At 37.4% G+C, this 24,250-nt stretch carries 21 protein-coding genes and 1 riboswitch; of the genes, 5 read left to right on the forward strand and 16 right to left on the reverse strand.

Annotated features, from left to right (window positions below; all coding sequences use genetic code 11):
- The first annotated feature begins 36 nt into the window (after window positions 1–36).
- The 3 genes from truA to IW22_RS01020 all read left to right on the forward strand — a co-directional run bounded on the left by truA (window position 37) and on the right by IW22_RS01020 (window position 3,403).
- Window positions 37–792: a tRNA pseudouridine(38-40) synthase TruA gene (gene truA, locus IW22_RS01010; RefSeq protein WP_228383969.1), complete on the forward strand. Its 756-nt coding sequence runs from the start codon at window positions 37–39 to the stop codon at window positions 790–792.
- Window positions 793–1,015: 223 nt separating this feature from the next.
- Window positions 1,016–1,357 (forward strand): hypothetical protein, encoded by a 342-nt coding sequence (locus IW22_RS01015; RefSeq protein WP_034723434.1) that lies wholly within the window; start codon window positions 1,016–1,018, stop codon window positions 1,355–1,357.
- Window positions 1,358–1,645: 288 nt separating this feature from the next.
- Entirely contained in the window at window positions 1,646–3,403 is a 1,758-nt protein-coding gene (locus IW22_RS01020) for an ABC transporter ATP-binding protein (RefSeq protein ID WP_034723435.1), read from the forward strand.
- A gap of 133 nt (window positions 3,404–3,536) precedes the next feature.
- Here the strand turns inward: IW22_RS01020 and IW22_RS01025 are convergent, their stop codons facing one another.
- From IW22_RS01025 to IW22_RS01050, 6 genes are all read right to left on the reverse strand, one after another.
- Entirely contained in the window at window positions 3,537–5,906 is a 2,370-nt protein-coding gene (locus IW22_RS01025) for a patatin-like phospholipase family protein (protein WP_034723437.1), read from the reverse strand.
- Window positions 5,907–6,289: 383 nt separating this feature from the next.
- Window positions 6,290–8,074, reverse strand: coding sequence for a GEVED domain-containing protein (locus tag IW22_RS01030; RefSeq protein WP_034723439.1), 1,785 nt, complete (start codon window positions 8,072–8,074; stop codon window positions 6,290–6,292).
- 198 nt (window positions 8,075–8,272) lie between these two features.
- Window positions 8,273–8,884, reverse strand: coding sequence for a class I SAM-dependent methyltransferase (locus IW22_RS01035; protein WP_034723441.1), 612 nt, complete (start codon window positions 8,882–8,884; stop codon window positions 8,273–8,275).
- Between the two features lie 54 nt (window positions 8,885–8,938).
- Window positions 8,939–9,532 (reverse strand): hypothetical protein, encoded by a 594-nt coding sequence (locus IW22_RS01040; protein WP_034723443.1) that lies wholly within the window; start codon window positions 9,530–9,532, stop codon window positions 8,939–8,941.
- The gene (locus tag IW22_RS01045) at window positions 9,522–9,992 is read right to left on the reverse strand and encodes an RNA polymerase sigma factor (protein WP_034723445.1); all 471 of its coding nucleotides are present in this window, start codon (window positions 9,990–9,992) and stop codon (window positions 9,522–9,524) included. Before IW22_RS01045 ends, IW22_RS01040 begins: the two co-directional genes overlap by 11 nt.
- The gene (locus tag IW22_RS01050; RefSeq protein ID WP_034723447.1) at window positions 9,992–10,843 is read right to left on the reverse strand and encodes an alpha/beta fold hydrolase; all 852 of its coding nucleotides are present in this window, start codon (window positions 10,841–10,843) and stop codon (window positions 9,992–9,994) included. The genes IW22_RS01045 and IW22_RS01050 overlap by 1 nt, the downstream gene beginning before the upstream one ends.
- Before the next feature lie 858 nt (window positions 10,844–11,701).
- Here IW22_RS01050 and IW22_RS01055 point away from each other — a divergent pair.
- Entirely contained in the window at window positions 11,702–11,914 is a 213-nt protein-coding gene (locus IW22_RS01055) for a hypothetical protein (RefSeq protein ID WP_034723449.1), read from the forward strand.
- Between the two features lie 56 nt (window positions 11,915–11,970).
- Here the strand turns inward: IW22_RS01055 and IW22_RS01060 are convergent, their stop codons facing one another.
- The 5 genes from IW22_RS01060 to IW22_RS01080 all read right to left on the reverse strand — a co-directional run bounded on the left by IW22_RS01060 (window position 11,971) and on the right by IW22_RS01080 (window position 17,587).
- Window positions 11,971–13,263: an MFS transporter gene (locus IW22_RS01060; RefSeq protein WP_034723451.1), complete on the reverse strand. Its 1,293-nt coding sequence runs from the start codon at window positions 13,261–13,263 to the stop codon at window positions 11,971–11,973.
- 21 nt (window positions 13,264–13,284) lie between these two features.
- Entirely contained in the window at window positions 13,285–14,697 is a 1,413-nt protein-coding gene (locus IW22_RS01065) for a porin (protein WP_131401665.1), read from the reverse strand.
- A gap of 102 nt (window positions 14,698–14,799) precedes the next feature.
- Window positions 14,800–16,068, reverse strand: a complete 1,269-nt coding sequence (locus IW22_RS01070) for a sensor histidine kinase (RefSeq protein WP_034723453.1) — start codon at window positions 16,066–16,068, stop codon at window positions 14,800–14,802.
- The gene (locus IW22_RS01075) at window positions 16,065–16,742 is read right to left on the reverse strand and encodes a response regulator transcription factor (RefSeq protein ID WP_034723455.1); all 678 of its coding nucleotides are present in this window, start codon (window positions 16,740–16,742) and stop codon (window positions 16,065–16,067) included. The genes IW22_RS01070 and IW22_RS01075 overlap by 4 nt, the downstream gene beginning before the upstream one ends.
- A 92-nt stretch (window positions 16,743–16,834) precedes the next feature.
- On the reverse strand, window positions 16,835–17,587 hold the full coding sequence (locus IW22_RS01080) for a DUF3575 domain-containing protein (protein ID WP_034723457.1): 753 nt from the start codon (window positions 17,585–17,587) through the stop codon (window positions 16,835–16,837).
- A 218-nt stretch (window positions 17,588–17,805) separates the two neighbouring features.
- On the opposite strand from IW22_RS01080, the gene IW22_RS01085 reads away from it, so the two are divergent.
- The gene (locus tag IW22_RS01085) at window positions 17,806–19,893 is read left to right on the forward strand and encodes a TonB-dependent receptor plug domain-containing protein (RefSeq protein ID WP_034723461.1); all 2,088 of its coding nucleotides are present in this window, start codon (window positions 17,806–17,808) and stop codon (window positions 19,891–19,893) included.
- Between the two features lie 76 nt (window positions 19,894–19,969).
- On the opposite strand, the gene IW22_RS01090 is transcribed toward IW22_RS01085, so the two are convergent.
- The 5 genes from IW22_RS01090 to IW22_RS01110 all read right to left on the reverse strand — a co-directional run bounded on the left by IW22_RS01090 (window position 19,970) and on the right by IW22_RS01110 (window position 24,245).
- A complete protein-coding gene (locus IW22_RS01090) occupies window positions 19,970–20,965 on the reverse strand; it encodes a T9SS type A sorting domain-containing protein (protein WP_034723462.1) in 996 nt (331 codons plus the stop codon).
- Between the two features lie 131 nt (window positions 20,966–21,096).
- The gene (gene ribB, locus IW22_RS01095) at window positions 21,097–21,741 is read right to left on the reverse strand and encodes a 3,4-dihydroxy-2-butanone-4-phosphate synthase (protein WP_034723465.1); all 645 of its coding nucleotides are present in this window, start codon (window positions 21,739–21,741) and stop codon (window positions 21,097–21,099) included.
- Window positions 21,742–21,831: 90 nt separating this feature from the next.
- Window positions 21,832–21,957: riboswitch (FMN riboswitch) on the reverse strand.
- Window positions 21,958–22,108: 151 nt separating this feature from the next.
- The gene (locus IW22_RS01100) at window positions 22,109–22,645 is read right to left on the reverse strand and encodes a hypothetical protein (protein ID WP_034723467.1); all 537 of its coding nucleotides are present in this window, start codon (window positions 22,643–22,645) and stop codon (window positions 22,109–22,111) included.
- Window positions 22,646–22,698: 53 nt separating this feature from the next.
- A complete protein-coding gene (locus tag IW22_RS01105) occupies window positions 22,699–23,454 on the reverse strand; it encodes an SMI1/KNR4 family protein (protein ID WP_165571854.1) in 756 nt (251 codons plus the stop codon).
- 23 nt (window positions 23,455–23,477) lie between these two features.
- A complete protein-coding gene (locus IW22_RS01110; protein ID WP_034723820.1) occupies window positions 23,478–24,245 on the reverse strand; it encodes a LytR/AlgR family response regulator transcription factor in 768 nt (255 codons plus the stop codon).
- Window positions 24,246–24,250 lie beyond the last annotated feature (5 nt).

Consider the following 24,250-nt stretch of genomic DNA (forward strand, 5'->3'; position numbering starts at 1 on the left):
ACTTTTCAACAAATATTTCATTAAATTAAAGTATTTTTGTGGAGTTATTTTAATGCATTGAGATACTTTATTGAATTTTCTTACAATGGCAAAAATTATTTCGGTTATCAGATACAGCCGGATGCCATTTCTGTACAGGAAGAACTGGAAAAAGCACTTTCCACGATATTAAGGGAAGAAATCAAAACCACAGGTGCCGGAAGAACGGATACCGGTGTTCACGCCAAAAAAATATTTGCCCATTTCGATACCGAAAAAGAAGTGGATGTGATCAACCTTCCTTATAAACTGAACAGTTTTCTGCCTCCCGATATCAGCATAAAAAGGATGTTTCAGGTGAAAGATGATTTCCATGCGCGTTTTGATGCGACGTACAGAACGTATGAATATTATATTTCTCTTGCCAAAAATCCGTTCACTCAGGAATCAGCGTGGCAGCACTGGAAAAGACCGCTGGATATTCAAAAAATGAACGAAGCCTGCAAAATTCTGTTTGAATATGAGGATTTTACAAGTTTCGCTAAATTAAAAACGGACAACAAAACCAATATCTGCAAAATGTACAAAGCCGAATGGGAGCAGGATGGAACAGAACTTAAGTTTACGGTTTCAGCCAACCGCTTCCTTAGAAATATGGTGCGTGCTATTGTAGGAACCATGGTGGAAATAGGAAGTGGTAAGATTAAGCCTGAAGATTTGCGTAAAATCATTGAAGATAAACACCGTAATGCTGCCGGAACTTCTGCTCCCGGACACGGACTGTTTCTTGTAGATGTGGGCTATGAATTTTAGTCATTAGAGAATCCATCTAATCATTTCAACGTTTCTGTATAGTATTCTGTTTGTTCACAATACAGAAAAATTTGTTATTTTAGCAGGATAACTATTTCCATGAAAAGATTCTTTACATCCCCTTTCTTTAGCATAAAGTGTTCTCTGGTGGAAATAGAAAAGTACTGAACGTATGATGAATTCAGGAAAGGCCTGAATTTCTGCTATGATAAAAACACGAATTATGTTATCAATTTTTATTCTTATCGGAGCCTACCGATATTACGCACAGCTTGCCGAAAGGTTCGGAAAAACAAAATGGCACTATGGGCTTTTGGCCATTGCAGTGTATCTGGGAACGCAATTGTTTTTTGGTTTTTCCTATGGAATTTATCAGGGAATTACCGATCCGGATGCTCTGGAGGGAGTCAATTATACAGGCTTTTCTATCGTTAATATTGTCAGCTGGATTATTTCCATTGCAGCCGTGTATGGTGTTTATCACCTTCTTGAAAGAAAATTTGTGAAGGAGCATATGAATAAACCTTCTATGGAAATCGAAAAAATAGGGAAGGAGAATTTATAAAATTTTGATGATCTAAAGTCAGGTCACTGAGGCACTCGAAATCACCGGATATGTTGGCTTCGAGTGTCTCAGCCAACTTCTGAAGTCATTAGAATAAGCCGGAGAAATTATAAACCGGAACGACTAAATCTATGGTGAAAAAGGCTGAAAAACTGTGCTTGATATATTCATACTGTAAATAACTCTTATCTGAAATTTTCTATAACGAATTGATGAAGTTGTAAAGGCTGTCAAATTATAAAGTCTTATTTTTGCATAGAATTTTAAATTCTTTCTTCAACCCGTACAATGAAAAAACAAGATACCTGGGGAATTGTTAAGAGGCTGTTCTTTATTGGAATGAAATTCCGTTCCTGGTTCATCCTTACTTTAATAATTTCCGTCATACTGTCCATAGTTTCTACCTACAGGCCTTATCTTACCATGGAAGTGGTGGATAATGACATCACCAAGCTGAAGGACAAGGCTTTGATGATGAAGCATATCTATATTCTGGTAGGTTTGGTTTTTGCTGAGACTATTTTAAACTTTTTCCTGGTTTATTTTTCCAACTATATTTCGCAGAACGTTATCCGTGATATTCGTGAGAGGCTGTATGCGAAGCTGATCTATTTCAGAACCTCATTCTTTGATAAAACACCTATCGGGCAGCTTGTGACCCGTGCTGTAGGGGATGTGGAAACTATTGCTACCGTTTATACCGACGGTTTCCTGATGGTTTTCGGAGACATTTTGAGAATTGTATTCGTTCTTGTAATGATGTTCAGTACGAATGTTCACCTGAGTTATATAACATTGGCGATTCTTCCTTTAATGGTAGTGATCACCAGATTTTTCCAGAAAAGGCTGAAAAAAGCTTTCGGAGACGAGAGAACCTGGACTGCAAATCAGAACTCTTTCGTTCAGGAAAGATTAGCGGGAATGTCTATTATTCAGGTATTCAACAGACAGGGCGCTGAATTTAAAAGATTTGATGATATTAATATTACGCTGAAAACGGCCTTGTTGAGAACAGTTTTTATCTTCTCACTATTCTTTCCGGTCGTAGAATTGATTTCTTCATTATTCATCGGATTTATTCTTTTCTATGGCGGATATATCACGATCAGTGCAGGTGTTGTTATTGCATTTATTCAATATATTTCTATGCTAATCCGTCCGTTAAGACAGATTGCAGACCGTTTCAATAATATCCAGAGAGGAATTGTAGGGGCAGAAAGAGTATTGGGTGTGATGGATGAAGATTACGCAATGCCGAATACGGGAACCGTGAAAAAAGATCATTTTGACGGTAAAATTGAATTTGAGAACGTACGTTTTGCCTATGATGAGAAGCAGGAAGTACTTAAGGGAATTGATTTTAAAGTAAATCCCGGAGAAACAGTTGCTATTGTAGGAGCTACAGGTGCTGGGAAATCTACGATTATCAGCTTGATCACAAGGCTTTATGATATTAATTCCGGAAGAATCGTTATTGATGATGTTGATCTAAAGGATTACGAACTATATAACCTGAGAAGTCATATAGGTGTGGTGTTGCAGGATGTGTTTCTTTTCCACGGAAGTATTTTTGAAAACCTTGCGTTTGGTGATGACACCATTACTTTGGAAAAAATCAAAGCAGGAGCAAAGGAGATTGAAGTGGACGAATTCATCGAGCAGCTTCCGGGCGGCTATGATTTTGTAGTAAGCGAAAGAGGTTCCTCTATTTCTTTAGGGCAGAGACAGCTGTTGTCCTTCCTGAGAGCGTATTTATCAGATCCTAAAATCCTGATTCTGGATGAAGCGACTTCCTCAATAGATCATGAAAGTGAAAAACTGATCCAGAAAGCGACAGAAAAAATTACTAAAAACAGAACCTCAATTATCATTGCACACAGACTTTCCACCATTGAAAAGGCGGATAAAATCATTGTCATGGAGCATGGAAAAATCGTAGAAGAAGGAAAACATTTGGAACTTCTTGATCAGAACGGATACTACGCTACCTTGTATAAAGCACAGCTGAGACATGAAGTGGAACTGGAAGAAGAACAGAATTCATAGATCAACTGATTGTTGATAGGTTCTCATTACAAGTTTATAGCTATTGATTAAAAATATTGATCCGGGAGATTTTTTATATTGTTTATCATTAGGTCCTATAATTTGATGGCCTTATTGTAAATTTTATTTTTAATTAAAACTTAAAACCTATACTGAAATATACCCTCCAAAAGTTAATAATATTATTCTTTGATACATTAATATTGATGGGACCTAAAATGGATTCATACCCTAGATTCATACCATACCCAAAGATATCTGAACTGTCTTTAAAAGGTGAAAGCTCGCTTCCTCCTTTACCGTAATGAAAAGATGGTGTAAGATAAAACCTTTTGTATAGGTTATATTGAACGTCCAATCCAAGTTTTGCTATAGAGTTGATAGGAATTTCTTTTTGTCTGAATCCATTAAATTCTGGATTAACACCGCTAAAATTATACTCACTTCCACCAAGGTTATATTTTTGATTTAAAAAAAGATAAGGCGACTGATCTTCATTTTCCTTATGTGTTGATGAGAAATGAGCGCCTAAAAATGCATTAGTTTTTACGGAAACCTTTTTAGTGACAGGAATGATGAAATTTTCGTTAATTGCAAGGCTGATCATATTTTTTGGAGTAAAATAATAAGAATTAGCTGGATCTAAATAACTGTACAATGATGGCTGTATATTGTTTAGGTCATATAAGTTGTATTGATTAGAAAAATAATATTTTGTCATTATTTGCAGATTATTACCTGAAGTAGGATAATATCTTTCATTTAAACTATTTTGATTTATTTTAAAAAATACACCTAAATTGTTGTGCTGATATACTTTTTTATCATAATTACCTGCTATAAACTCACCTATTCGGTCTATAGATCGATTTATTTTTTCGGTGTTATATTCAATTCCAAATGAAGCCATTGAATTAGATGTGATCTTATAGTTAATAGCTGTATTGGTATTGATATTTCGGTAAATATAATTTGATGGATTAATATTGCTTGTTTCATCAGAATAGTCATTCGTTAATCGAAGAATAAAATCATTGCTTTTAAGATGAGATGCACTCCCTTCGGCACTGATCCACCAGCGAAAGCTGTTATCCAGAAATTTTTGAAACTGAATACGACCTTTGAAGCGTTCAGAAATATCTAAAGTAGCCAAAGCACGAAGCTTTTTTTCAATATTTCTGTACGTATAATTGACTATGATTCCTACAGATTGTTCGTTATCATAATGTAAGGCTAGTTTAAACGCACTTTTTTTTACACGTTTTACAAAAATATTCATGACGAGTCCTTTTTCGGAATCAGTATACGTATAATACACCTTATCATACTGTCTCATTCCAAAAACCCGGTCAATAGATTCATTTGTTGTTTTTGCATCATAATAAAAACCTTCCTTAAGCCCCATTAAGTGTCGTATACTTCCAATTTCTTCTTGATTTTCTATCGGAGTTCCGTTATCTTCACTATAGGTAAACTTTACGGTGGGTTTCTTTATTTCCTCAATCATTGTATGGTCAAAAATAATTCCCTGTTTGCGTTGTTCATTGGCTAATGCAATAAATTCCGGAAGATGTTTATGTGCTTCTAATTCTCCGATTTTAATAATTTCTTTGTAATTTTTGAAATCTTTAGTCGTATAATCATTAAGAGGGGCAACAAAGTCTACTAAAATATCTGACATTTTCTTTTGTTCATTGAAATCCTGGACAGAATGGAAAGCATGCGTTTGATAAATCATTTTCATAGGATTTTCAATCTCTTTTTTTGTGAAAAGTCTAAATCCCGTATAGCCACCAATGATATAGTTGGCTCCCATATCTTTAACCTCTTTTACAGGGAAGTTACGGTCTAACCCTCCATCTACTAATAGTTTTCCATCAATATATACAGGTGCAAAGGCAGCCGGAATAGCCAATGTGGAACGTATAGCCAATGCAAGAGAACCTTTTTTCTGCATAACAAGACCTCCGTTTATAATGTCAGAAGAGGTAAGCTCTACAGGAATACGAAGTTTATTAAAATCATTAATGTGCTTTGCCGGGAAAGTAAGAGTGTTGAGTATTTCAGACATATACTGCCCTTCTATATATGAACTCGGCAATGTGGGCAATCCCCTGATGACGGGAAATTCTAAAATATATTTATTGTACTCATCTTTTTCACTAATGTTTACTTTATTATAAGGAATTTTATTACTTAAAACTCTTTTCCAATCTGTAGAATAAACAATGTTTTTTAATTGGTTTCCACTGTATCCCATAGCATATAATCCTCCCATGATTCCTCCCATGCTTGTTCCGGTAATATAGTCCACCTTAATTCCCAACGAATCTATTATTTGCAGAATTCCCAAATGGGCAAAACCTTTTGCTCCCCCTCCGCTGAGAGCGAGCCCAATCTTAGTGTCTTTTGTGATGATTTGAGAAGATGTTTTTATTGAATCTTGTGCACGACATAGTAAAAACGAAAAAATAAATGTGAGAGTGATAATTAATTTTTTCAACTTGAGTTCTTTTTGCGAAATTATAAAAAATAATAAAATATTTTTCGTGAATATTATTAAGTTTTTTTTGGCTTATGTGTTATTTTTTAACGTGTTGTTGGTGTTTATTGTTGTTTATTTAAATTCATGATGCCATAGTGTTATTTTTTTTTAACTATTCATTTGTTTCTTTAGATAATCATTGCTTTAGTGATTTTTTTATTGTAGAAGTCTTTCCTTTTTTATAGAATCATAATGACTAATAATAAAAAAATACAACTTGACGATGTTAAGCTGAGAATCCTTTATACGAAAATCATTCTCAAAATAAATGGTCAATAAAAACATAAAAAAAGTCCGTTTTCACTAGCTGTGAGACGGACTCTTTTATTTGAATATTCCCTTTAGAATTTTAATTTCTTAGTGACCACTTTTCCATTTTCCAGAACCGCAGTTACCGTTAAAATCGTATTCTTTTCATTTACAGAAAATCTGAATTCAGAAGATTGGATATCTGTTCTGCCGGTAAGAAGCCTTCCTGAAGCATCATAAATATGAAGTGAGGAAATTTTCAGATCACTTTTTATGTATACAGAATTCTCGTCTTTAGTGATTTCTGTAGCATTTACTTTGGCTACATTTTCAACAGCTAACAGACTCTGACGGTTAATAATGACCGAATAATCTTCCACCTGTCCATATTTTGGAGTATAGCAAGCCGTAACCGCAGTCCCGTTAAACTCACCAATAACTCTCATTCTTAAAGCTGTATTTGCTACAGCCGTTGCAGGAGGAGTTACTGATGCTGTGGCTACAGAACCGTTGCTGATTCCACTTTGATTAAGCACAAGTTCAGTCGTTTCATTGAACTGGCCGTCGTTGTTGTAATCGATATACGCTTTGATAATATGTGCATTGTTGGTTCCGGGTGTAACAGTAAGGGTTGTTGCTGTACCGCCGGGGATTGTCGTTTTGGAAACGCCTGCGCAGTAATTTCCGGTAAAATTTTCGTAGAAATTATTGGAAGCCTGTTTGTAGTTGGAAGAATAATTATTGATATCCCCAAATTTCACAGAAGTGATTCCGATATTAGATCCTCCGGGATTCGTGATGGAAGTCGGGGCACAGGCTGTGGTTAAAACAGTGCTGTTATTAGGGGTAGTAGAGGAAGCAACGGGAGAGTTGATCAAAGACTGTCTGTACTGCAGAAGTTGCGCTGTTGCACGGTCTGCCTGCCCCGAAGTAAATAGATCTCTGAAGCAATAAGTATAGGCCATGACATTTCTCTCACCACCTGCATAAGTCGCACTGGTACATGGATTAATCTGTCCTGTCTGGCAGCTGCTTGGAACCGACGAATGATAAAGACTTTTCATAGGTTCGGTATCGCAAACCAGATCCCCTTGCAAGGTACAATCGGTATTGGTTGGGCACGCGCCTGTAGACTCAGTATAGCCTTCATGAGTATGGCGAAGTCCCAGAGCATGCCCGAATTCATGGGCTAAGGTCTGCTTGTTCACTGCAGAAGCGCTGGTTGCCATAAAAGAATAGTCCCTGCTGCCTCCCGGATAGTAAGCATATCCATTCAGTGCTCCTGCATTGGAGGTTAGTTTCTTCACGACATAGATATTGTAATATTTGCTGGTGTCCCACATCCCTAAGGCTGTGATTTCGGTAGCAGCTACTGCATTGGTGGTATTGTCATCATTGACGCCTCCGCTTACATATTTTGGAAGATGAGAGGCATTGATTCTGTTAATTCCGTTCGTAGGGGCACAGCTTGGATTCACTTTAGCAAAAACAAATTTCACCGGCAATACAGCACTGGTTCCGGCCATACCGCTGGTTGAACTCCCTGAGAAAACGCCGTTCGTATAATTTACCCATGCAGTAATATCAGCATCTGATTTGTTATTTACGGTTCCTATAGCACTTCCATCACTTACTACATGGACCACCACCGGAATTTCATAAACCAGCTTTTTGTTGATAGTCTTAGCGAATTTTCCGCTTTTGATCAGTTTGGATATTTCTAAATTAAAAGCGTCATCCTGAGCCTTCTGTTCCGGATACCTTTCGTAATGTTTCCGCATCAGTTCATCTGTTCCGCATTCCTGAGGTTCCAGCTTCTGCGAGTAGAGATTGGTGCAGAGTAAACCTGAAGCAATAACTAATAGTAGTTTTTTCATGAATATATTATTTAAATTGTGGTGTATTAAAAATAAATAAAATAATCAGTAAATCGTTGTATTTTATAACTTATTGATTGTTAAATAGTGAAATTAGCTTTTAAAATCTAATTAAAACGATGAATTAATATATAAATGAAAAACAGTTATTTAGCATGAATTGCGATTAAAATTCAATAAATAAAAGTTTAAAACGTATTATATTTTCTTAAACCTGCAAAACACAAAATTTTGTACGGTATCAAAAGGTGTTGTATGGTTTACGGTATGACATTTTATTTTTTCAAAATCTGATTCAAATTCAGCAGCCATTGATTGTTCATCATACTGCTGAATCTCAAGTCCGCTGCATTTGGTCGGGCCATTTTTTGAAAAAGTTCCTATAATCATGAATCCCTGTATATTTTTCTTTGCGATGGATGTATACTTCAGAATCTGTTCAGATGTTGTCAGAAAGTGAAATGCTGCCCGGTCATGCCAGATATCATAAGTTTCATCCGTATTAAATTCAGTAATATCAGATACAATCCATTTTACCTTTTGAGCTTTATCTCCCAATCTTACCTTTGCTTTTTCCAGAGCCTTTGATGAAATGTCGAGAACTGTGATGTTTTCATAGCCTTCATCCAGTAAAAAATCAACAAGATTACTGTCTCCACCTCCGATATCAATGATTTTGGCCTCTTTGCCCAATCCACAGGAATGAATGAAATCAAGTGAAGTCTGTGGTTTTTCCTGAGTCCAGCTTACCTGGTCCGGATTTTTGGTTTCATATACGTTTTCCCAGTGATCTGTGTTGGTATTGCTCATCTGAATGTATTTAATGTGAGTAAAAAAACTTGAATTTGGTTTTTGTGAGCAAATCTATTGTTCTTTTAACTGTTGGTTTATTTCTTCGAATTTATGAATTAATCCATTCAGTTTTCCCTGCTGTTTCCTGATGGTTTTCGGTCTTAAATAAAACCAGTTGAAAGCTATCCATAAAAAAGTGAGCCCGTACGTTAAAACGGCATACATCATTTCCATTCTTGACACGTATTCATACATATACAGACTGATTCCTGCGAAGAGCATGATGAAATATAAGTTCAGCATCGTGGTCTGCATAAATTTCTGCTTACTCTTCAGTGAATACAAACTCTGTAAATATTCAGCATTCGTTTGAGTGCTGTCGAGTTTATAAATAGGGCTGAACAGCTTATTATAAGCAAAAAGAAAAATAAGCATGGCCAGAATAACCAGCACAATTCCGATTTTGGTAGAGAGAAACTGAGGCTGATAATAATACCATATAAATCCTATGAATAGGCTGGTGAGGATCAGCAAAACATTGGTAACCAATAATCTTCTTAAGTTTTCGTTTTTGAATTTCTTAAGCCTTCCAAGCAGTTCTTCTATACTCGGTTTCTCGGCAGTCTGCAGTTGCCAGAGGTTTTTAAAATCTATATTAGTAGCCATTTTCTTTGAATCTTTTTGTTAATTTTTCTTTTATCCTGTGAATCCTTACCCGGATGTTGGATTCCGAAAGTCCCACGATTCCCGCAATTTCTGCCTGTTTCACTTCTTCCAGTTCCAGCGAAATAATAATCCTGTCCGTTTCAGGCAGCTCCGAAATAAACTGATACAGCAGCTGGATCTGCGGTTCCATAGATTCCTGTCTTTTTTCTTCGAGATGAATGGGAAGTTCCGCTTTCGTAAATCTTTTTTCCTTTTCAATCTGTTTTAAACAGTTGTTCGAAGCAATTCTGAAGATCCATGTTCCAATGCTGGATTCATTCCTGAATTTCGGAAGCTGCCGCCAGACAATAATGAAGGTTTCCTGAGCGAGATCCTGTGCCAGTTCAGAATGGTTTACATATCCCATGCATAAACGGAATATCTTCTGCCAGTACAGTTCGTATATATCTTCAAATACCATTATTTGGAGGATAAAAAGTTATTCAACTGTTCAAAGTACCATTCTTTGTCGTCATACATGATAAAATGAAGTCCTTTAGAAGCATACCTCATATCTGCATTTTTTAAATTTTTATATTGATTTTCAATAGCCGGCTTAAAATTAACAAAATAAGATTCCAGAAGGATAAGCGAAGGACATTGAATCGTTTTTATTTTTTCGCGCAAATCTGTGTTCGAGAAATCGCAGTACATTTTGGCAAAAGTAGTCCGGTCGGATTTCATGCTCCAGCCAATCACGGTTTCCTGCATAGCTGGATCAGCGACAAGGCGTGGAATAGTAGCGGTTTGCATCTGTTTAAATTGTTCATCACTCATACCTTTCAATGAATTGATTGTTGAGGTACAGTCATTATTCTCTTTAGATGTGAAATTCGGATCCGATAATGCCGCTAAACATGGAAGCGTATCTACAACCACTATTTTTGCAATGAGTTCCGGATAATCTGCCGCCAGTGCCATCGCCAGGCCGCCTCCCATACTGTGTCCAATGATGATGGGCTTGTCAATTTTCTGATCCTTGATATAAGCTGCAATTTCTTTTTCCCAGTCCTTAAAACTGGCATCAGCCAATGGTGGTACGCCTGCAAATCCTTTCATGGTTAAAACATAGCAGGAAAATTTTCTATCAAATTTGGATACCGTTTCATTCCAAACGTCTCCCGAAGAAGCAAAACCAGGAATAAAAATAATGGTCTGTTTGCCGTGTCCTGTTTTTTTGACTTCAAAAGGATAGGTTTTGGTCTGCCCGAATATATTGCATGCTGCGGCAAAAACTAACATCAGGATAAAGAAGATTCTGTATTTTTTCATGATTATAAAATTTTAAGGTGAATATGCCTTTTAGAGACCTACTTTTTTAAAATGTTACAGAATGTTTTAAATTATTTTCTGAATGTTGGTGAAAACGCAGCGGTACAAAGTTTTTTATTATTCTAAAACAGTTATTAATCGGATGTCATTGCGAAGAATGAAGCAATCTCATCAAGTATTTCTTTATTTTCTGAATTTTGGTAAAACGCAACGGCGCAAAGATTTTTTTCTATTCATATGTTTTAAGGCGCAATGATTTTATCTCCGATAAAATTGATACTGCTGTTATTGCGAGGAGCACAGCGACGAAGCAATCTCATCATCATCCTTGCTAAAAATCTTAGATTTTCTTGCGCCTTAAAATATCCACATTTTAATTAATCCTTGTGTCTTTGCGTTTCTCCAACAGGTTAATTTTCAAACAGTAAAAACATTCATCAATCATCTTTCTCCTTCCTGAAAACCTTCAATTTAAACCATAAGGTATTAAAAAACGGGTCTATTCACTCTATTTCAACAGATTTCACAACAATTTTTCAAATTATTGAGCTGAAAAATATCATGTTATGTCTGATTCATGTCAATCTTAAGAATGTCTGCTTTTTCACTGTTTTTTCCTGAATTAATAGGCCTTACCTATAAGTTTTCTATGGAATTTTTGCCATTTAAAATGATCTGATTATTCTGGGAAAATGTAAAATCCCTATAAAATCATTAATTTCAATAAAAAAATAGTATTTACCTGATGATTATATTGGAAAATTCACTAATTTTATTACTAATTAAGAGGATGCCCCGGCTTGCCGAAGGGTATGAAGTGTAAAGTTGAAATTTTTAACTAAAATCCAAAAAATATAAATGAGCAATATACAAGATGAATTTAAAGTCTTTAAAGACGAGCTGAAAAAACTGAATATCGATGTACAGAAAGTAGTGAAAGTAGGAAACGGAAGCATGGATTTCCATGAGGTTTTTTACAAATCGCCGAGATATCAGGATATAAAAAGCGTGTATGTTCAGCGTCATAACCTGGACAGTATGGTAGAGAAATTTAAAAAGGCTTACCACTAAAAATAAAATGGGCGCCGCAGAGAATCTGCGGCGCCCGGTTTTTATAGCTGTTGATGTTAATCTTTATCCAGTGAAGAGTTTTCTTTTGTATCCTTCATTCCGGCATACACAATCAGAGAAAATAAAATACATCCGGTGATATACCAGTAGAAATACTGTTCTGTTCCCGCCTGCTTGAACCAAAGGGCTACATACTCTGCCGTTCCTCCGAAAATAGCCACTGTAAGGGCATACGGAAGACCTACTCCCAGGGCTCTGATCTCAGAAGGAAAGAGTTCCGCCTTGACAACAGCATTGATAGAAGTATAGCCGCTGACAATAATAAGCGCTGCCATAATCAGGAAAAACGCCGTCCACATCGAAGTAGTTGTGCTTAAAGCGGTGAGAAGAGGAACTGTAAATAATGTTCCCAAAATTCCAAAACCTAAAAGCAGTGGTCTTCTCCCGATTCTATCTGACAATGCTCCGAATACAGGCTGCAGACAGGCAAATATAAATAGTGAAATAAAGGAGATCAGGGTAGATTGTTCCTTGGTAAGATGAACGGTGTTCACCAAGAATTTCTGCATATAGGTAGTATACGTGTAAAAGGCCAGAGTTCCTCCTAAAGTAAGTCCAATTACGGTAAGTAAGGCTTTAGGATGTTTCAGTAGTTCTGTAACGGTTCCTTTTTTCTTATCGTTAACCTCTTTTTTATTTTCAAAAGCTTCTGTTTCGTGAAGATTGGCTCTTAAATACAAAGCAATAACAGAAAGCAAAGCTCCGATGACGAATGGAATTCTCCAGCCCCATTCTTCAAGCTGAGTCTCCGTTAAAAGCAGTTTCTGCAGAATCAACTGAATTCCCAATGCGATCAGCTGCCCGCCAATAAGTGTCACATACTGAAAGCTTGAATAAAACCCTCTCCGGTTTTCCGATGCCATTTCGCTGAGGTAGGTTGCAGAAACACCGTATTCCCCACCGACACTTAATCCCTGTAATAGTCTGGCAATTAATAACAGGGCAGGAGCCAAAATTCCTATGGTTTTGTAAGTTGGGGTAAGTGCAATAAGCAGCGAACCGAAAGACATCAGCAAAACAGAAAGCGTCATTGCTTTTTTTCTCCCGATCTTATCTGCAATACTTCCGAAGATCCAGCCTCCGATAGGACGCATCAGGAAGCCTACAGCAAAGATTCCTGCTGTATTCATCAGCTGTGCATTCAGGTCGGAATCCGGGAAAAAGGAGTTGGAAAAATAAATCGCAAAAGCAGCGTAAGCGTACCAGTCGTACCATTCGACCAGGTTTCCTACGGAACCACCCACAATGGCTTTGATCCTTTGAGCAGTTGTAATTTGAGTAGTATTCATATGAGTAAGATATTAAATTTTTTAAAGTACGATTTGAAAAGACAGTAAAAATTCACCTTTTCTGTCAAAAATTGTTTTGGATGTAAGATCATAAAGTGGTCTGCTGCTGTATTGGGCAACGATTCTTGCGTTTTGACCGTAGAGATAGAAATTGGCTCCAATGTCATAATAACTTCCACTCTGGTTAAGCGCTTTCATGTCTTTCAGGGCATAATTGAAGAATGGCTGAACTTTCAGGATTTTACTGAATTTCGGAAGCACAAAACCCATCTGCGAAAACCAGATATTTCCCGTTCCCATCAAAACCCTGTTGTTTCCGGCACCTTCCAGTGCTTTTTGTCCCATGAAATCTGCGTTGGGAGTTCCAGGATTCAAAAGACCGCTTACTCTTAAATAATTGGGACCGTAATTATAATTGTAAAAAACAGAATATAGTGTTAATCCCATTTCCTTGCTTTTATCTCCTACGGGAAATTCTGTATAAACATCTGCGCCCAGAATATTCACATCATGAGATTCGAAAACATTTTCAGAAGGCTGAGACTGAGTTGCCTCTTTATTGGTGTAAAAACCGGCTCCAAGATTCAATACTTTTTTTGTAGCTAAATTATTTCCCGGGAGGAAAGAAGTCACCGTAGTTTCTTTGTTAAAAAACTGATAGAAGGCATATCCGGCGTAAGACAGTTTTCCACTTTGGTTATTGTCTACAGCTGCACCTCCTATGGTTGGTTTCAAACTGGTCGCAAAAGGTTTGTTAACACTGAAACGGTAATTAATTCTATCCAGTTCACCATGGACAAAAATTCCCAGCTGTCTTGAAAACTGATCGGCTATTTCTATCATTGGAAAATTGAAAACAGGAATGTCACCCGCGAGCATTTTGGTGGTACTGGCGTTGGTCATTCTGCTTACCCCGTTCCATGAGTGGAGTCCTGCGCCTAGGTATAGATTATTTTTGTTCGGTTTTCCTGTCTGGAAATCATTTCTTGGAATAATTGCGAATTCATTATAAGCATCATGAAAAAAGAAAGGTGCTTTTTTTCCGGCTCCATTGTTTCCGGTACCGGTTCCGCCGCCTGAAATAAAACTCTGGTTATTGATTCCCATCTGTAAAAAGACAGAATAAAACGGAGTGACCTGGCTTTGAATGATCAGTCTCATTCTTCTGATACTGGCATCGTAGGTTTGTTCCTGAGGAACTCCGTTCACCAGTGTTCCGGGGTTGTTATCTATACTGCGGAGCCAGATCTGGCTGGAAATACCGAATTTCAACCATTTGTCGCCTTTAGCATTAAGATTGATTTTAAGCTCTCCTACATCTAAAGGATTTTTCTCAGAAGAAACCTCTTCAGTATTTTTTTTAATACTCACCGTATCCTGACCGTACATACACTGCATAACAGTAAAACTGAAAATGATAAGTAGTTTTTTCATTGGCGCTTTTATTTGCACCTAAACAATACATACATTCTGAAGAAATTCTGAAGTTTTCACAAAATTGAATCATTTGATGCTATGTTTTTGAAATTCAGTATTTTATTTTACGAAATTGATTCTTGTAATATGCAGATTGTTTTCAAATTGATAGAATATTTCAGTGTCATAAATCTCCAAAATTTTCTTCACGAGGGCCAAACCAATCCCGATAGAATTCTGATTGGGATTTCCACGCCTGAATCTTTGGAATAATTCTTCTGTAGGAACAGTGGGCGGATTTCCCGTATTGGAGATCTGTAAATAGTTTTCTGTAAGCGTTACCGATATTTTTCCGTTTTCTATATTGTGCCTTTTAGAATTATTGATGAGGTTGTTGATAACGATGGTAGCCAGATTCTGATCAAAATTAAGATAGACTTCCTCCTGGATATCTTTCGTCACCGTAAGATTCTGTATTTCAAATATATCCTCAAAATAGAGTAGCCTTTCCTGAAGCAGCTCTGAGAAATTGATAAGTTGAGAATCATTTTTTTCAAAATGTTCAAGCTTGGCAAGGAGAATAAGAGATTGATTAATAGACGAAAGCCTGTCCAGTTCATCATTCATAGACGAAAGCGTGATCAGCTGGTTTTCCGAAAGCTCACTGTCCATGAGCAGTTCTATTTTTCCTTTGATGGAAGCTAATGGCGTTTGCAGTTCATGAGATGTATTTTCCGAAAGTTCTTCCAGCAGGTGATAATCCTTTTTAGAGCTTTCTGTCATTTTCAGCAGGAACCTGTTTAGCGATTGGAATTCTTCGGTTTCCGTTTTCATCAGGTCCATAGAGCGGTTGTCTCTCAGACTGAATTTCTTGATTTCGTCTATCGCATGATAAAAAGGTTCAAGGATTTTTTTAGATACAAGAATACTCACAATAATGGTAAGAATGATCAGAAAAACCATAATCCAGGCAATAACCATGATGATGCTCATCAGAAAATTATTCTCGATGATCGTAATGTATCTTACACTGGTGATGGCGTATCTTTTCTGCTTAATTAAAGGATAGGTAGTCACCGTAATTCTGTTCATGTGAGACTGGATGCTTTTGTTCCAGATGTATTTCTCTTCAATGATTTTTTCCTTGAAATTTTTAGAATCTGCCGGGAGAATTTTCACCTGGATCTGCCTGTGATGGAATTTTAAATAATCATAAGAAGGGTCGCTTTCCAGTCTGCGGGCTACATAACTGTTTAAGTCCTCAAGTTTGAGAATAGCAGAACGCATCGTTGCTCTTTCAAAAGCAAAATAAAGGATCGCAAAACCGGTGATCAGTACAAAAAATACCAATACGGTGAATGCTCTGGCAAAACGGAAACTTAAATTCATTTATCAATCCATTTATAACCCAATCCGTAAACAGTCTGTAGATAATCTTTTCCACCGGCATCAATCACTTTCTTCCGTAAGTTTTTTAAATGCTGATACACAAAATCTACATTGTCGATGCTATACGTATAATCACCCCAAAGATGACTGGCAATGGCCTGTTTGGAAAGCATCCTGTTCTGGTTGTTGATGAAATAGATTAGCAGGTTGAGCTCCTTTTTGGTAAGATTGACCAGCTGGTCATTGATTCTGCATTCTTTAGATTCCAGATCAATTTTAATTTCATTGAAGCTTAAAATGCGGTTGGCTTCCGGGGTTTTTCTTCTGAGCACCGCTTTTATCCTGGAGTGAAGTTCGGGTAGCGAAAATGGTTTAGTGATATAGTCATCGGCACCGTCATCCAGCCCGGTCAGTTTGGTGTCTAAAGAATTTTTTGCAGAAACAATGATAACACTTGCTCCGGGGGCATAGTTTTTAATATGTTTCAGAATATCCAGCCCATTTCCGTCCGGAAGCATCAGGTCCAGAAGAATGCAGTCGTACTCAAAAAGTTCTATTTTGTCTATAGCTTCTTTCGCATCAGAAGCTACTTCACAGACGTAATCTTCTTTTTTAAGATAGTCTGTGATGTTGGACGCAAGATCTTTATGGTCTTCTATGATGAGAATTTTCATGCGAAAGTATTAAACGGGATAAACGGTTATCCGGTTTAAAGATATAAAAAAACCGTTCAGAAAATAAAGAACGGTATTTTTTAATTATGGTTTTAAAACCTGTATCCAATCGAGAGCCCGCTTCTGAAACCGGCCCACGGCCCGTCTACTTTGACTTTCGCGCCATTGGCATTTGTTTCAACGGTGTAATCTACAAACGGGATGTCCAGGTTTTCAATTTCCTTTTTAAGCTGAGCCTGCATTTCCGGAGTCAGGACATAATTGCTGGTCATTGTAAAGTCTCCTTTTCCGCTTCCGTAATGAGCTCCGGCGATCCAGAAATCAAGAACCAGGTTTTGGCTTCGGGTTAAGAAAAACTGCACCCCAACCATCAGTCCGCCGCTGTTACCGCTCGTGCTTCCCTGGCCTTTCAATGGGATCTGGTAGGTGTTTCCGTCAACAGCATCATAATCATAATAGAAATCAAAACTATTGGATGAAACATCGGAATACCGGTAATAAGGAGCAAAATAGAATCCTTTTCCATAACCCTTCCCGATGTAAAATCGTGGCTCGATGGTAAAATTGGTAGCCTTTACCCTCAGATTTTGAAATCTCTTCTCATCTTCATCTTTCAAAAAAGCATTAATGAAGGGTACTTTCCCCTGTGTCATTGTCCCGAAACCTACATTAACGGAGAACCATTGGTTGATAACTCTTTCATAAGACAGGTTGATATTTCTGAAGGCATAAGCTGTTACGTTGGTCTTGATGATATTCATTTTTTCCGAAGGAACAGCCTGAACTTCCTGTGCGTCTGCTTCGGAAAGCAGGAAACAGGGAATTAAGATGAGGAGATTTTTCATAATCTTATATTTTGTGGTGTAAAAAAGTATCAGCAAAAAACGGGCAAAAAATTAATTAAACTTCAATATGGGTTTGTTTTTAACTTAAAAATAATAATATGATTGCTGTTTGTGTTATTCGGTGGGAATATAATAAGAATAATTGACAGCATCGTCAGGGATGTAATAGTTCATGAATATCAGCTGTCTTATTTTAACATTCTAATTCTATTTCTGATATGAAAAAAGTGATATGTTCTTTACTGTTTCTTTCCGGAATCTTCGTGTTCTCGCAGGAGAATGTAAAAAAAGATACGGTCAGCCAGTCTGATACCAAAGAAATCCAGGAAGTGATTCTGAAAGCACAGCGTAAAAAACAATTCGCGGATAAGGCAGTTTATACTTTTGATAAAGAAGCTCTGGAAAAAGCCCGCTATGCGAAAGATTTGTTAAAGACCTTACCGGAACTGCAGCTTGATCCTGTTTCCAATACGCTTAAAAGTATCAAAGGAGGAACTACATTATTTCTGATCAATGGAATTGAAGCCACAGATATGCAGATCCGAAGTGTTCAGCCAAGCGAAGTGATCAAAGTGGAGTATTATGATATTCCGCCTGCAAGATGGGCTTCCAGAGCAGATACTGTGATCAACCTGTTAACCCGTTCTGCTGAAACAGGATATGTTTTCGGTGCGGATCTGAGCAGTGGACTGACCACCGGATTTATAAACGGATCGGCCTATGCCAACTATACAAAAGGAAAAAATGATTTCGGTTTAGAATATTCTATCAATCTCAGAGATTATGATGACAGAAGGGTTCATAGTATTTATAATTATCAGCTGGGAGGAGAACATTACCGTTCGGATGAGGAGAGGAAAGATCATTTCGGATATACCTTTCAGAATCTGGCTTTGCGTTATACCCGTGTGGTTCCGGACAATTATGCTTTTCAGGCGAAACTGAATACGGATATTCTCAGCAGCTTCTTCAAAGGAAACGGGCAAAGCATTTTCACTAAAGATGCTTTTTCTGAAGAACATCAGATGTTGAAAAATGGAGGATCAGATTATGTAACGCCTACACTGGATGTATATTTTTCTAAGAATATCAGTAAGAAAGATGAGTTGAGTTTAAATGTTGTAGCCAATCGTTTTACGACCAACACTTCTGAATTTGCGAAAGAATGGATCATTTCTTCAGGACAGTCTGTTTTTGATAATGATATGAATCTGAAAGCGAAACAAACCGGATTCGTAGGAGAACTGGCTTATACTCATGATTTTGAAACAGGGAAATTCTCTTCGGGATACCGTGTTTCCAATACGTCTATTTCTAATGATCTCTCGAACTTATCGGGCTTTTCGGAGTATAGTGTCAATTATCTTGAACAGTATTTCTATTCTGAATTTGCCGGAAAAGTAAAGAAATTTAATTACCGGATAGGCGCCGGCCTGATTAATATTCACAATAAAAGTGCAGAAAATACTTTTGATGAATGGTCTTTTGTTCCAAAGATTATTGTGGGCTATCAGCTGAAAAGCAACCAAAGTCTCCGTTTTTCAAGCAGCTATAAACCCAAAAGCCCTGTGAGTGCTGCTTTGAGTAGTAATGTCGTTCAGCAGGCTCCCAATATTGTACAGCGGGGAAATCCTTTTCTTACCTCGCAACAGACATGGGGAAATAATTTAACGTATTCATTTAACAATAAACATTTTGATTTTAATGCGAATCTGTTTTACAATTATACCAACCGAACGATCAATCAGTTTTATGTGATGGATGCTGCGTTAGGCGGTTATGCACTGACGTATGAAAATGCTCAGAACTCAAAACAGTATGGAGCTCAGTTAACGGGTTCTTATAAACCTTTTGGAAACAGATTATTGGTGTTGAAAGCAGTCATAGTACCAACTTCAGAAACCGTGAGAACCAGTAGCGGAGCATTGATCAAAAATAATTATATAGGAAATAATTTTGTCCTGTCTTCCGAATATAAATCATTCAGCCTTGAATATCAGCTTAATATTCCCGTATACAGTCTAAGCGGTGCCTTTTTGGTGATCAATGAAAACCAGAATCACGTATTTGTCAACTATAAACATAAAGAATGGACATTCTCCACAGGAATGTACTGGATTGGAATGCCTTCCGAATACAAAACAAAAAGCTTAAAAGAAAGTCTCGTTAATTATTCCCGCGTAGGGCAGATCATGAATAATAAGTCCATGTTTGTTCTAGGGCTAAGCTATGATTTTTCAAAAGGTAAAAAGACGGATTTACAGAGAAAATTAAATAACTCGACAGCTCCGGCTGCTACTTTTTAAGATTAAATAGTTCATAAAAAATAACCCCGCTCAGGAATCCTGAACGGGGTTGTTTGCTTTTGTAATGTATCTTGTTTTATTTCTTGATAAACTTCACCGTTTCTGTTTTAGCGTCTTTTCCGGAAACCTGAATGAAATAATTGGCTGTTGGAAGCTCAGAGATCTGTACTTTGCCGGATTTCAGATCTGATGTTTTGATCAGTTTACCGTCTAAGCTATAGATATTGGCAGTCGTATAATTCCCTGCATTTCCTTTGAATCCGATAAAATCCTGCGCCGGATTAGGATAAACAGTGAAATCTTCTTTTTTTACATGGTCAGCCGTTGCTAAAAATGTTTCGCCCAGAGCGACAGCACTTGAAGTGGATTGATTGATTCCCAGTAAAGGAACTGAAATATTTCCGTTGGTAGATGTCAGCAATGCATATCTGTGACTGCCATCATAATAAGAATAAGCCGTATTGGTAAAAGTTCCGATCGGATTGGTTAAGGCAACATCAAATGGAGCGTATAAATTAAAATTCTGTGTAAATTTTACTCTCAGTACGTTCGTATAAGTTCTGCTGCCGATGATTAGCGTTCCGTGGGCATCTGCTAATGTACCCATTGTCCCGCTGAAAAGTCCATTAGCCACAGATGAGGTGAAATTTCCTCTGGCATTATCGGTTTGATTTACATTGAAAACGGTAGGGTAATTCATGTATGTACCATTATCTACAGAAAAGTTCAGCGTAGCTTCAGGATTGATTACTCCGGTGATTTCCAGTTTGGTAGTGGAGGCTTTATAAAAAATAGTCGTTGCCCCGCTGGCCATTTTGATCGTAGAACCCGGAAATGTGGTGATCTCTGCCGCAGAAGGTGTCGAATACACCGTTGGAGAAGCTGCTCCCTGTACGAGACTGCCGTTTGAAAAGGTAGCATTGGCTCCTGTAGCGGTATTATTTACGGTTCCCGTTACCGTGTAATGATTCACAGTATCGCCTGATAAAGGATCGTTAGCCGCTTTGGTCAGCGTGATTTGTGCGGAAAGTGCGCCGGAAATACCCAGCAAAAAGAGTAGTGATGTTTTCATGGTCAAAATTTTTACTAAGATAAATAAAAACAGATATTAATTTTTATGTTAACTTGTTTTTAATGAATAATTTAAACAAAAAAGCCATCCGGTATGATCGAATGGCTGTTCTGTGCGTTAAATATTTTTTTCTAGTTGCTCATGATTTTGCGGTACGCGTAAATATCTTCAATAGTGACTACGCTCATCTCTTTTAAGGATGCAAATTTCACGATTTCCGGAAGTCTTGCCATAGAGCCGTCTTCGTTAGTCAGCTCGCAGAGTACGGCATCGTCACCGAGATTGGCCATTTTCACAAGATCTACACTGCCTTCAGTATGGCCTCTTCTTTCGAAAACACCGCCTTGTTTGGCAATCAGTGGGAAAACGTGTCCCGGACTTGCAATGTTAGCGGCCTGTGCATTTTCAGCCACAGCTGTTCTGATCGTTGTTACACGGTCTTTTGCGGAAACACCGGATTCAACGCCTTCTTTGGCTTCGATAGAAATAGTGAATGCAGTCTGGTTTTTTGAGTTGTTGGTTTCCACCATCGGACGCAGATTCAGGTGCCTGCTTTTTTCTTCCGAAATGCAAAGACACACGATACCGCTGCATTCGCGGATCAGAAGTGCCATATCCTGTTCTGTAATGGTGGATGCGGGAAAGATGATATCGCCTTCGTTTTCACGGTTTTCATCATCTACTAAAAGAATTCCTTTTCCCTGTTGTAGTTTTAGAAGTGCATTTTCTACACGTTCTGTGGAGGTTGCTCCAAATTGTTCTAATAATTTTTCCATGTTATTTTACTTTTAAAAGTTAAAATAGTCTTCGGTACATGGAAATGAAATACGGCACAATAAGCCCGTAAGGAATCTTACTGACCGTTTCATTTTCTTCTCCCATCCAGACTTTAACTGTCGGTTTTGGAATTTCACCAAATCAGTCCCTTCAAAAGAAAGGAGTCGCGGACTGTAACCGCCGGTAGGGAATTTCACCCTGCCCCGAAGAAAACTTATACTAAGTTTTACTGTATGTTCTGATTTAAAATTTTATTTCATTGATTATATTTAACGCACAGATGGCAAATTTCGGGAAGTTTTTTGAATTGGAGAAGAGATTTTTGATAGTATTTATCGATGAAGAATGAATTATACAGGATGTCGGTTAAACCGGATATTTAAATCCGGGATATTGAATGTCAAAAGATTTCAGATCATCTTCATCATAGCTTTTGTCGCACCACCCGGTAGACAGATTGATTTCACCCAATCCAAAATAGAAATGCTCACTCTCAAAAAAACGGATTTTATTTTCAATCACATATTCCATCGTGGTTTTGAAGCTGCCTCCTGCTGCATTAATGAGTTTTTTCTTATTTAGCCAAAAGAAAGAGTAATCAGAATAAATTCCACCTATTTTAATCTGAACATGCTGGAAATCTATGTGATGCAAAATATTTTCAAATTCCCGTATAAATTCATTGAGTTGCCTTTCAGTTTCAAGAAACCATTTGGCTGTTCTTCCAAAAGAAATAAGAATGTCATCATAGTAGTAAGGGAATTCCTGGATAGCCTGTGAGAATATAGCCGGGTGAAAATAATAGTAATTTTTGTCCTGCATTTTATTCTGAACGAAATCTAAAAATCTGCTATAGTCAGAATCCAGCATGATGGCTCCGTAAAAATAATTCCATTGGTACATTCTAAATTGTATTTCTTAGTTAAACATTTGCCGATCTTCCTATGTGATTGTCCTTATTCATACTCCTTCAAATAAAAGACTATTTTCTTTTCTATTAAATCAGACAGTGAATTCGCGATTTTTATCACTCTCGGAGGTGAATTTTCGTGGGCAAGGACGTACATATTTTGATTCTCCAGACTGTACAGCAGTTGATCTCCGTCACCATACAGCCAGAATTCTCCCAGAATCAGATATTGCTTTTTCTGAATGGTTTCGAGCGTTAATTCATTACAATCCATTTCCAGCCCCTCTAATTTTAAAACGGATACATTCCGATACCACGTTATCAGATCATCGGGGAGCCTGATAGAAAGTTCTTTTTCTATATCCGGTATAAATTCCTGTGGTACACCTGCTTCGATGATGTCAGAATTACTGTATGATTTGGTCAGCTGTCTTAAAAATTTCGGATAGCTGTCTTTTAAATACCCGAATTTACTTTCAACGTCTTTCTGTAGCTGCTTTTCTTTTAGTTTTTCGGCTTTACAGAAATCATCAAATTCTCTTTCCCAACCTTTTTTATAAAGATCAGAAAACTCAGCATTTATCTTCACAGATTTCAACCAGTCAAAAGCGCCCAGCTGCCCGATGTACAGATTTCTGACCCCGCTGAAACTTTCCTTAGGTTTTATTTTAAGAAAGGCAGTTCTTCCACATATTTTTTCTACGTCATCTTTATGATCGCTGAACCAGCTCAGCCACTCCTGTGCGGTGAGTTTTCCTTCTGAAAGGCTGGTGAATTGGTCAATGATTTCCTGTTGCATCATGGGCTGTTTACTCGGTTCAAAATTTATTTTTCTATCCATTCCCGAAAGAGGCTGGTATTGCTTTGGCTGGTTATCAAATGCCTGTCATATCCCTCTATCTTTAAAGCTAATGCATTTTTAGAATAACGTTCAATTCTTTCGATGAATTTTTTATTAACAAGTTCACTGCGGTTGATCCTGAAAAACTCCAATGGATTAAGCTGTATTTCGATTTCCTTTAAGGTAGATACATTCAGCAGATGTTTTTTTCCTGTATTATCAAAAGCAAAAACAACGCCTTCGTCAGCCTCAAAAAACAGAATGTCTTTGGTCTCAAAAAAATAAATCCCCTGAGTGGTATTGACGGAAAATCGTCCTTTGAATTTTTTTTCTGCCACATTGCCAATGATCTGATCCAGTTTTAAATGCAAGGATTGATCTGTGGGGCAGCTTTTTCTGAGCAATAGAAATTTATCCCAGGCCTTTTGGAATCTTTCTAATGAAAAAGGTTTTAAAAGATATTCGATGCCGTTGCTTTCGAAAGCATCCATCCAAAACCGGTCATAGGCAGTTGTGAAGATGATGGGGCAGGAAACCTGTACGTCACGGTAAATATCAAATGCATTTCCATCCAAAAGTTCAATGTCCGACAGAATAAGGTCAATAGCGGTATTGGTTTTTAGAAAATTCACAGCATCTTGTACCGTATCTACCTCTGCTTCTACGGAAATGGATTCGTTTACTTCGTCCAGAAATCTTCTGAGTTTTTTTCTTGCCGGGATTTCATCTTCAATGATAAGAATTTTGATCATTTCTC

Source organism: Chryseobacterium sp. JM1 (genome assembly GCF_000737715.1).
Lineage (GTDB): Bacteria > Bacteroidota > Bacteroidia > Flavobacteriales > Weeksellaceae > Chryseobacterium.

Excerpts from the sequence above, each read along its gene's own strand:
- IW22_RS01085 (WP_034723461.1), top strand. The coding sequence starts at position 17,806 with ATGAAAAAAGTGATATGTTCTTTACTGTTTCTTTCCGGAATCTTCGTG.
- IW22_RS01015 (WP_034723434.1), top strand. The coding sequence starts at position 1,016 with ATGTTATCAATTTTTATTCTTATCGGAGCCTACCGATATTACGCACAG.
- IW22_RS01055 (WP_034723449.1), top strand. The coding sequence starts at position 11,702 with ATGAGCAATATACAAGATGAATTTAAAGTCTTTAAAGACGAGCTGAAA.
- IW22_RS01045 (WP_034723445.1), bottom strand. The coding sequence starts at position 9,992 with ATGGTATTTGAAGATATATACGAACTGTACTGGCAGAAGATATTCCGT.
- IW22_RS01065 (WP_131401665.1), bottom strand. The coding sequence starts at position 14,697 with ATGAAAAAACTACTTATCATTTTCAGTTTTACTGTTATGCAGTGTATG.
- IW22_RS01080 (WP_034723457.1), bottom strand. The coding sequence starts at position 17,587 with ATGAAAAATCTCCTCATCTTAATTCCCTGTTTCCTGCTTTCCGAAGCA.
- ribB (WP_034723465.1), bottom strand. The coding sequence starts at position 21,741 with ATGGAAAAATTATTAGAACAATTTGGAGCAACCTCCACAGAACGTGTA.
- IW22_RS01030 (WP_034723439.1), bottom strand. The coding sequence starts at position 8,074 with ATGAAAAAACTACTATTAGTTATTGCTTCAGGTTTACTCTGCACCAAT.
- IW22_RS01050 (WP_034723447.1), bottom strand. The coding sequence starts at position 10,843 with ATGAAAAAATACAGAATCTTCTTTATCCTGATGTTAGTTTTTGCCGCA.
- IW22_RS01090 (WP_034723462.1), bottom strand. The coding sequence starts at position 20,965 with ATGAAAACATCACTACTCTTTTTGCTGGGTATTTCCGGCGCACTTTCC.
- IW22_RS01075 (WP_034723455.1), bottom strand. The coding sequence starts at position 16,742 with ATGAAAATTCTCATCATAGAAGACCATAAAGATCTTGCGTCCAACATC.
- IW22_RS01105 (WP_165571854.1), bottom strand. The coding sequence starts at position 23,454 with ATGATGCAACAGGAAATCATTGACCAATTCACCAGCCTTTCAGAAGGA.
- IW22_RS01060 (WP_034723451.1), bottom strand. The coding sequence starts at position 13,263 with ATGAATACTACTCAAATTACAACTGCTCAAAGGATCAAAGCCATTGTG.
- IW22_RS01100 (WP_034723467.1), bottom strand. The coding sequence starts at position 22,645 with ATGTACCAATGGAATTATTTTTACGGAGCCATCATGCTGGATTCTGAC.
- IW22_RS01110 (WP_034723820.1), bottom strand. The coding sequence starts at position 24,245 with ATGATCAAAATTCTTATCATTGAAGATGAAATCCCGGCAAGAAAAAAA.
- IW22_RS01040 (WP_034723443.1), bottom strand. The coding sequence starts at position 9,532 with ATGGCTACTAATATAGATTTTAAAAACCTCTGGCAACTGCAGACTGCC.
- IW22_RS01020 (WP_034723435.1), top strand. The coding sequence starts at position 1,646 with ATGAAAAAACAAGATACCTGGGGAATTGTTAAGAGGCTGTTCTTTATT.
- IW22_RS01070 (WP_034723453.1), bottom strand. The coding sequence starts at position 16,068 with ATGAATTTAAGTTTCCGTTTTGCCAGAGCATTCACCGTATTGGTATTT.
- IW22_RS01035 (WP_034723441.1), bottom strand. The coding sequence starts at position 8,884 with ATGAGCAATACCAACACAGATCACTGGGAAAACGTATATGAAACCAAA.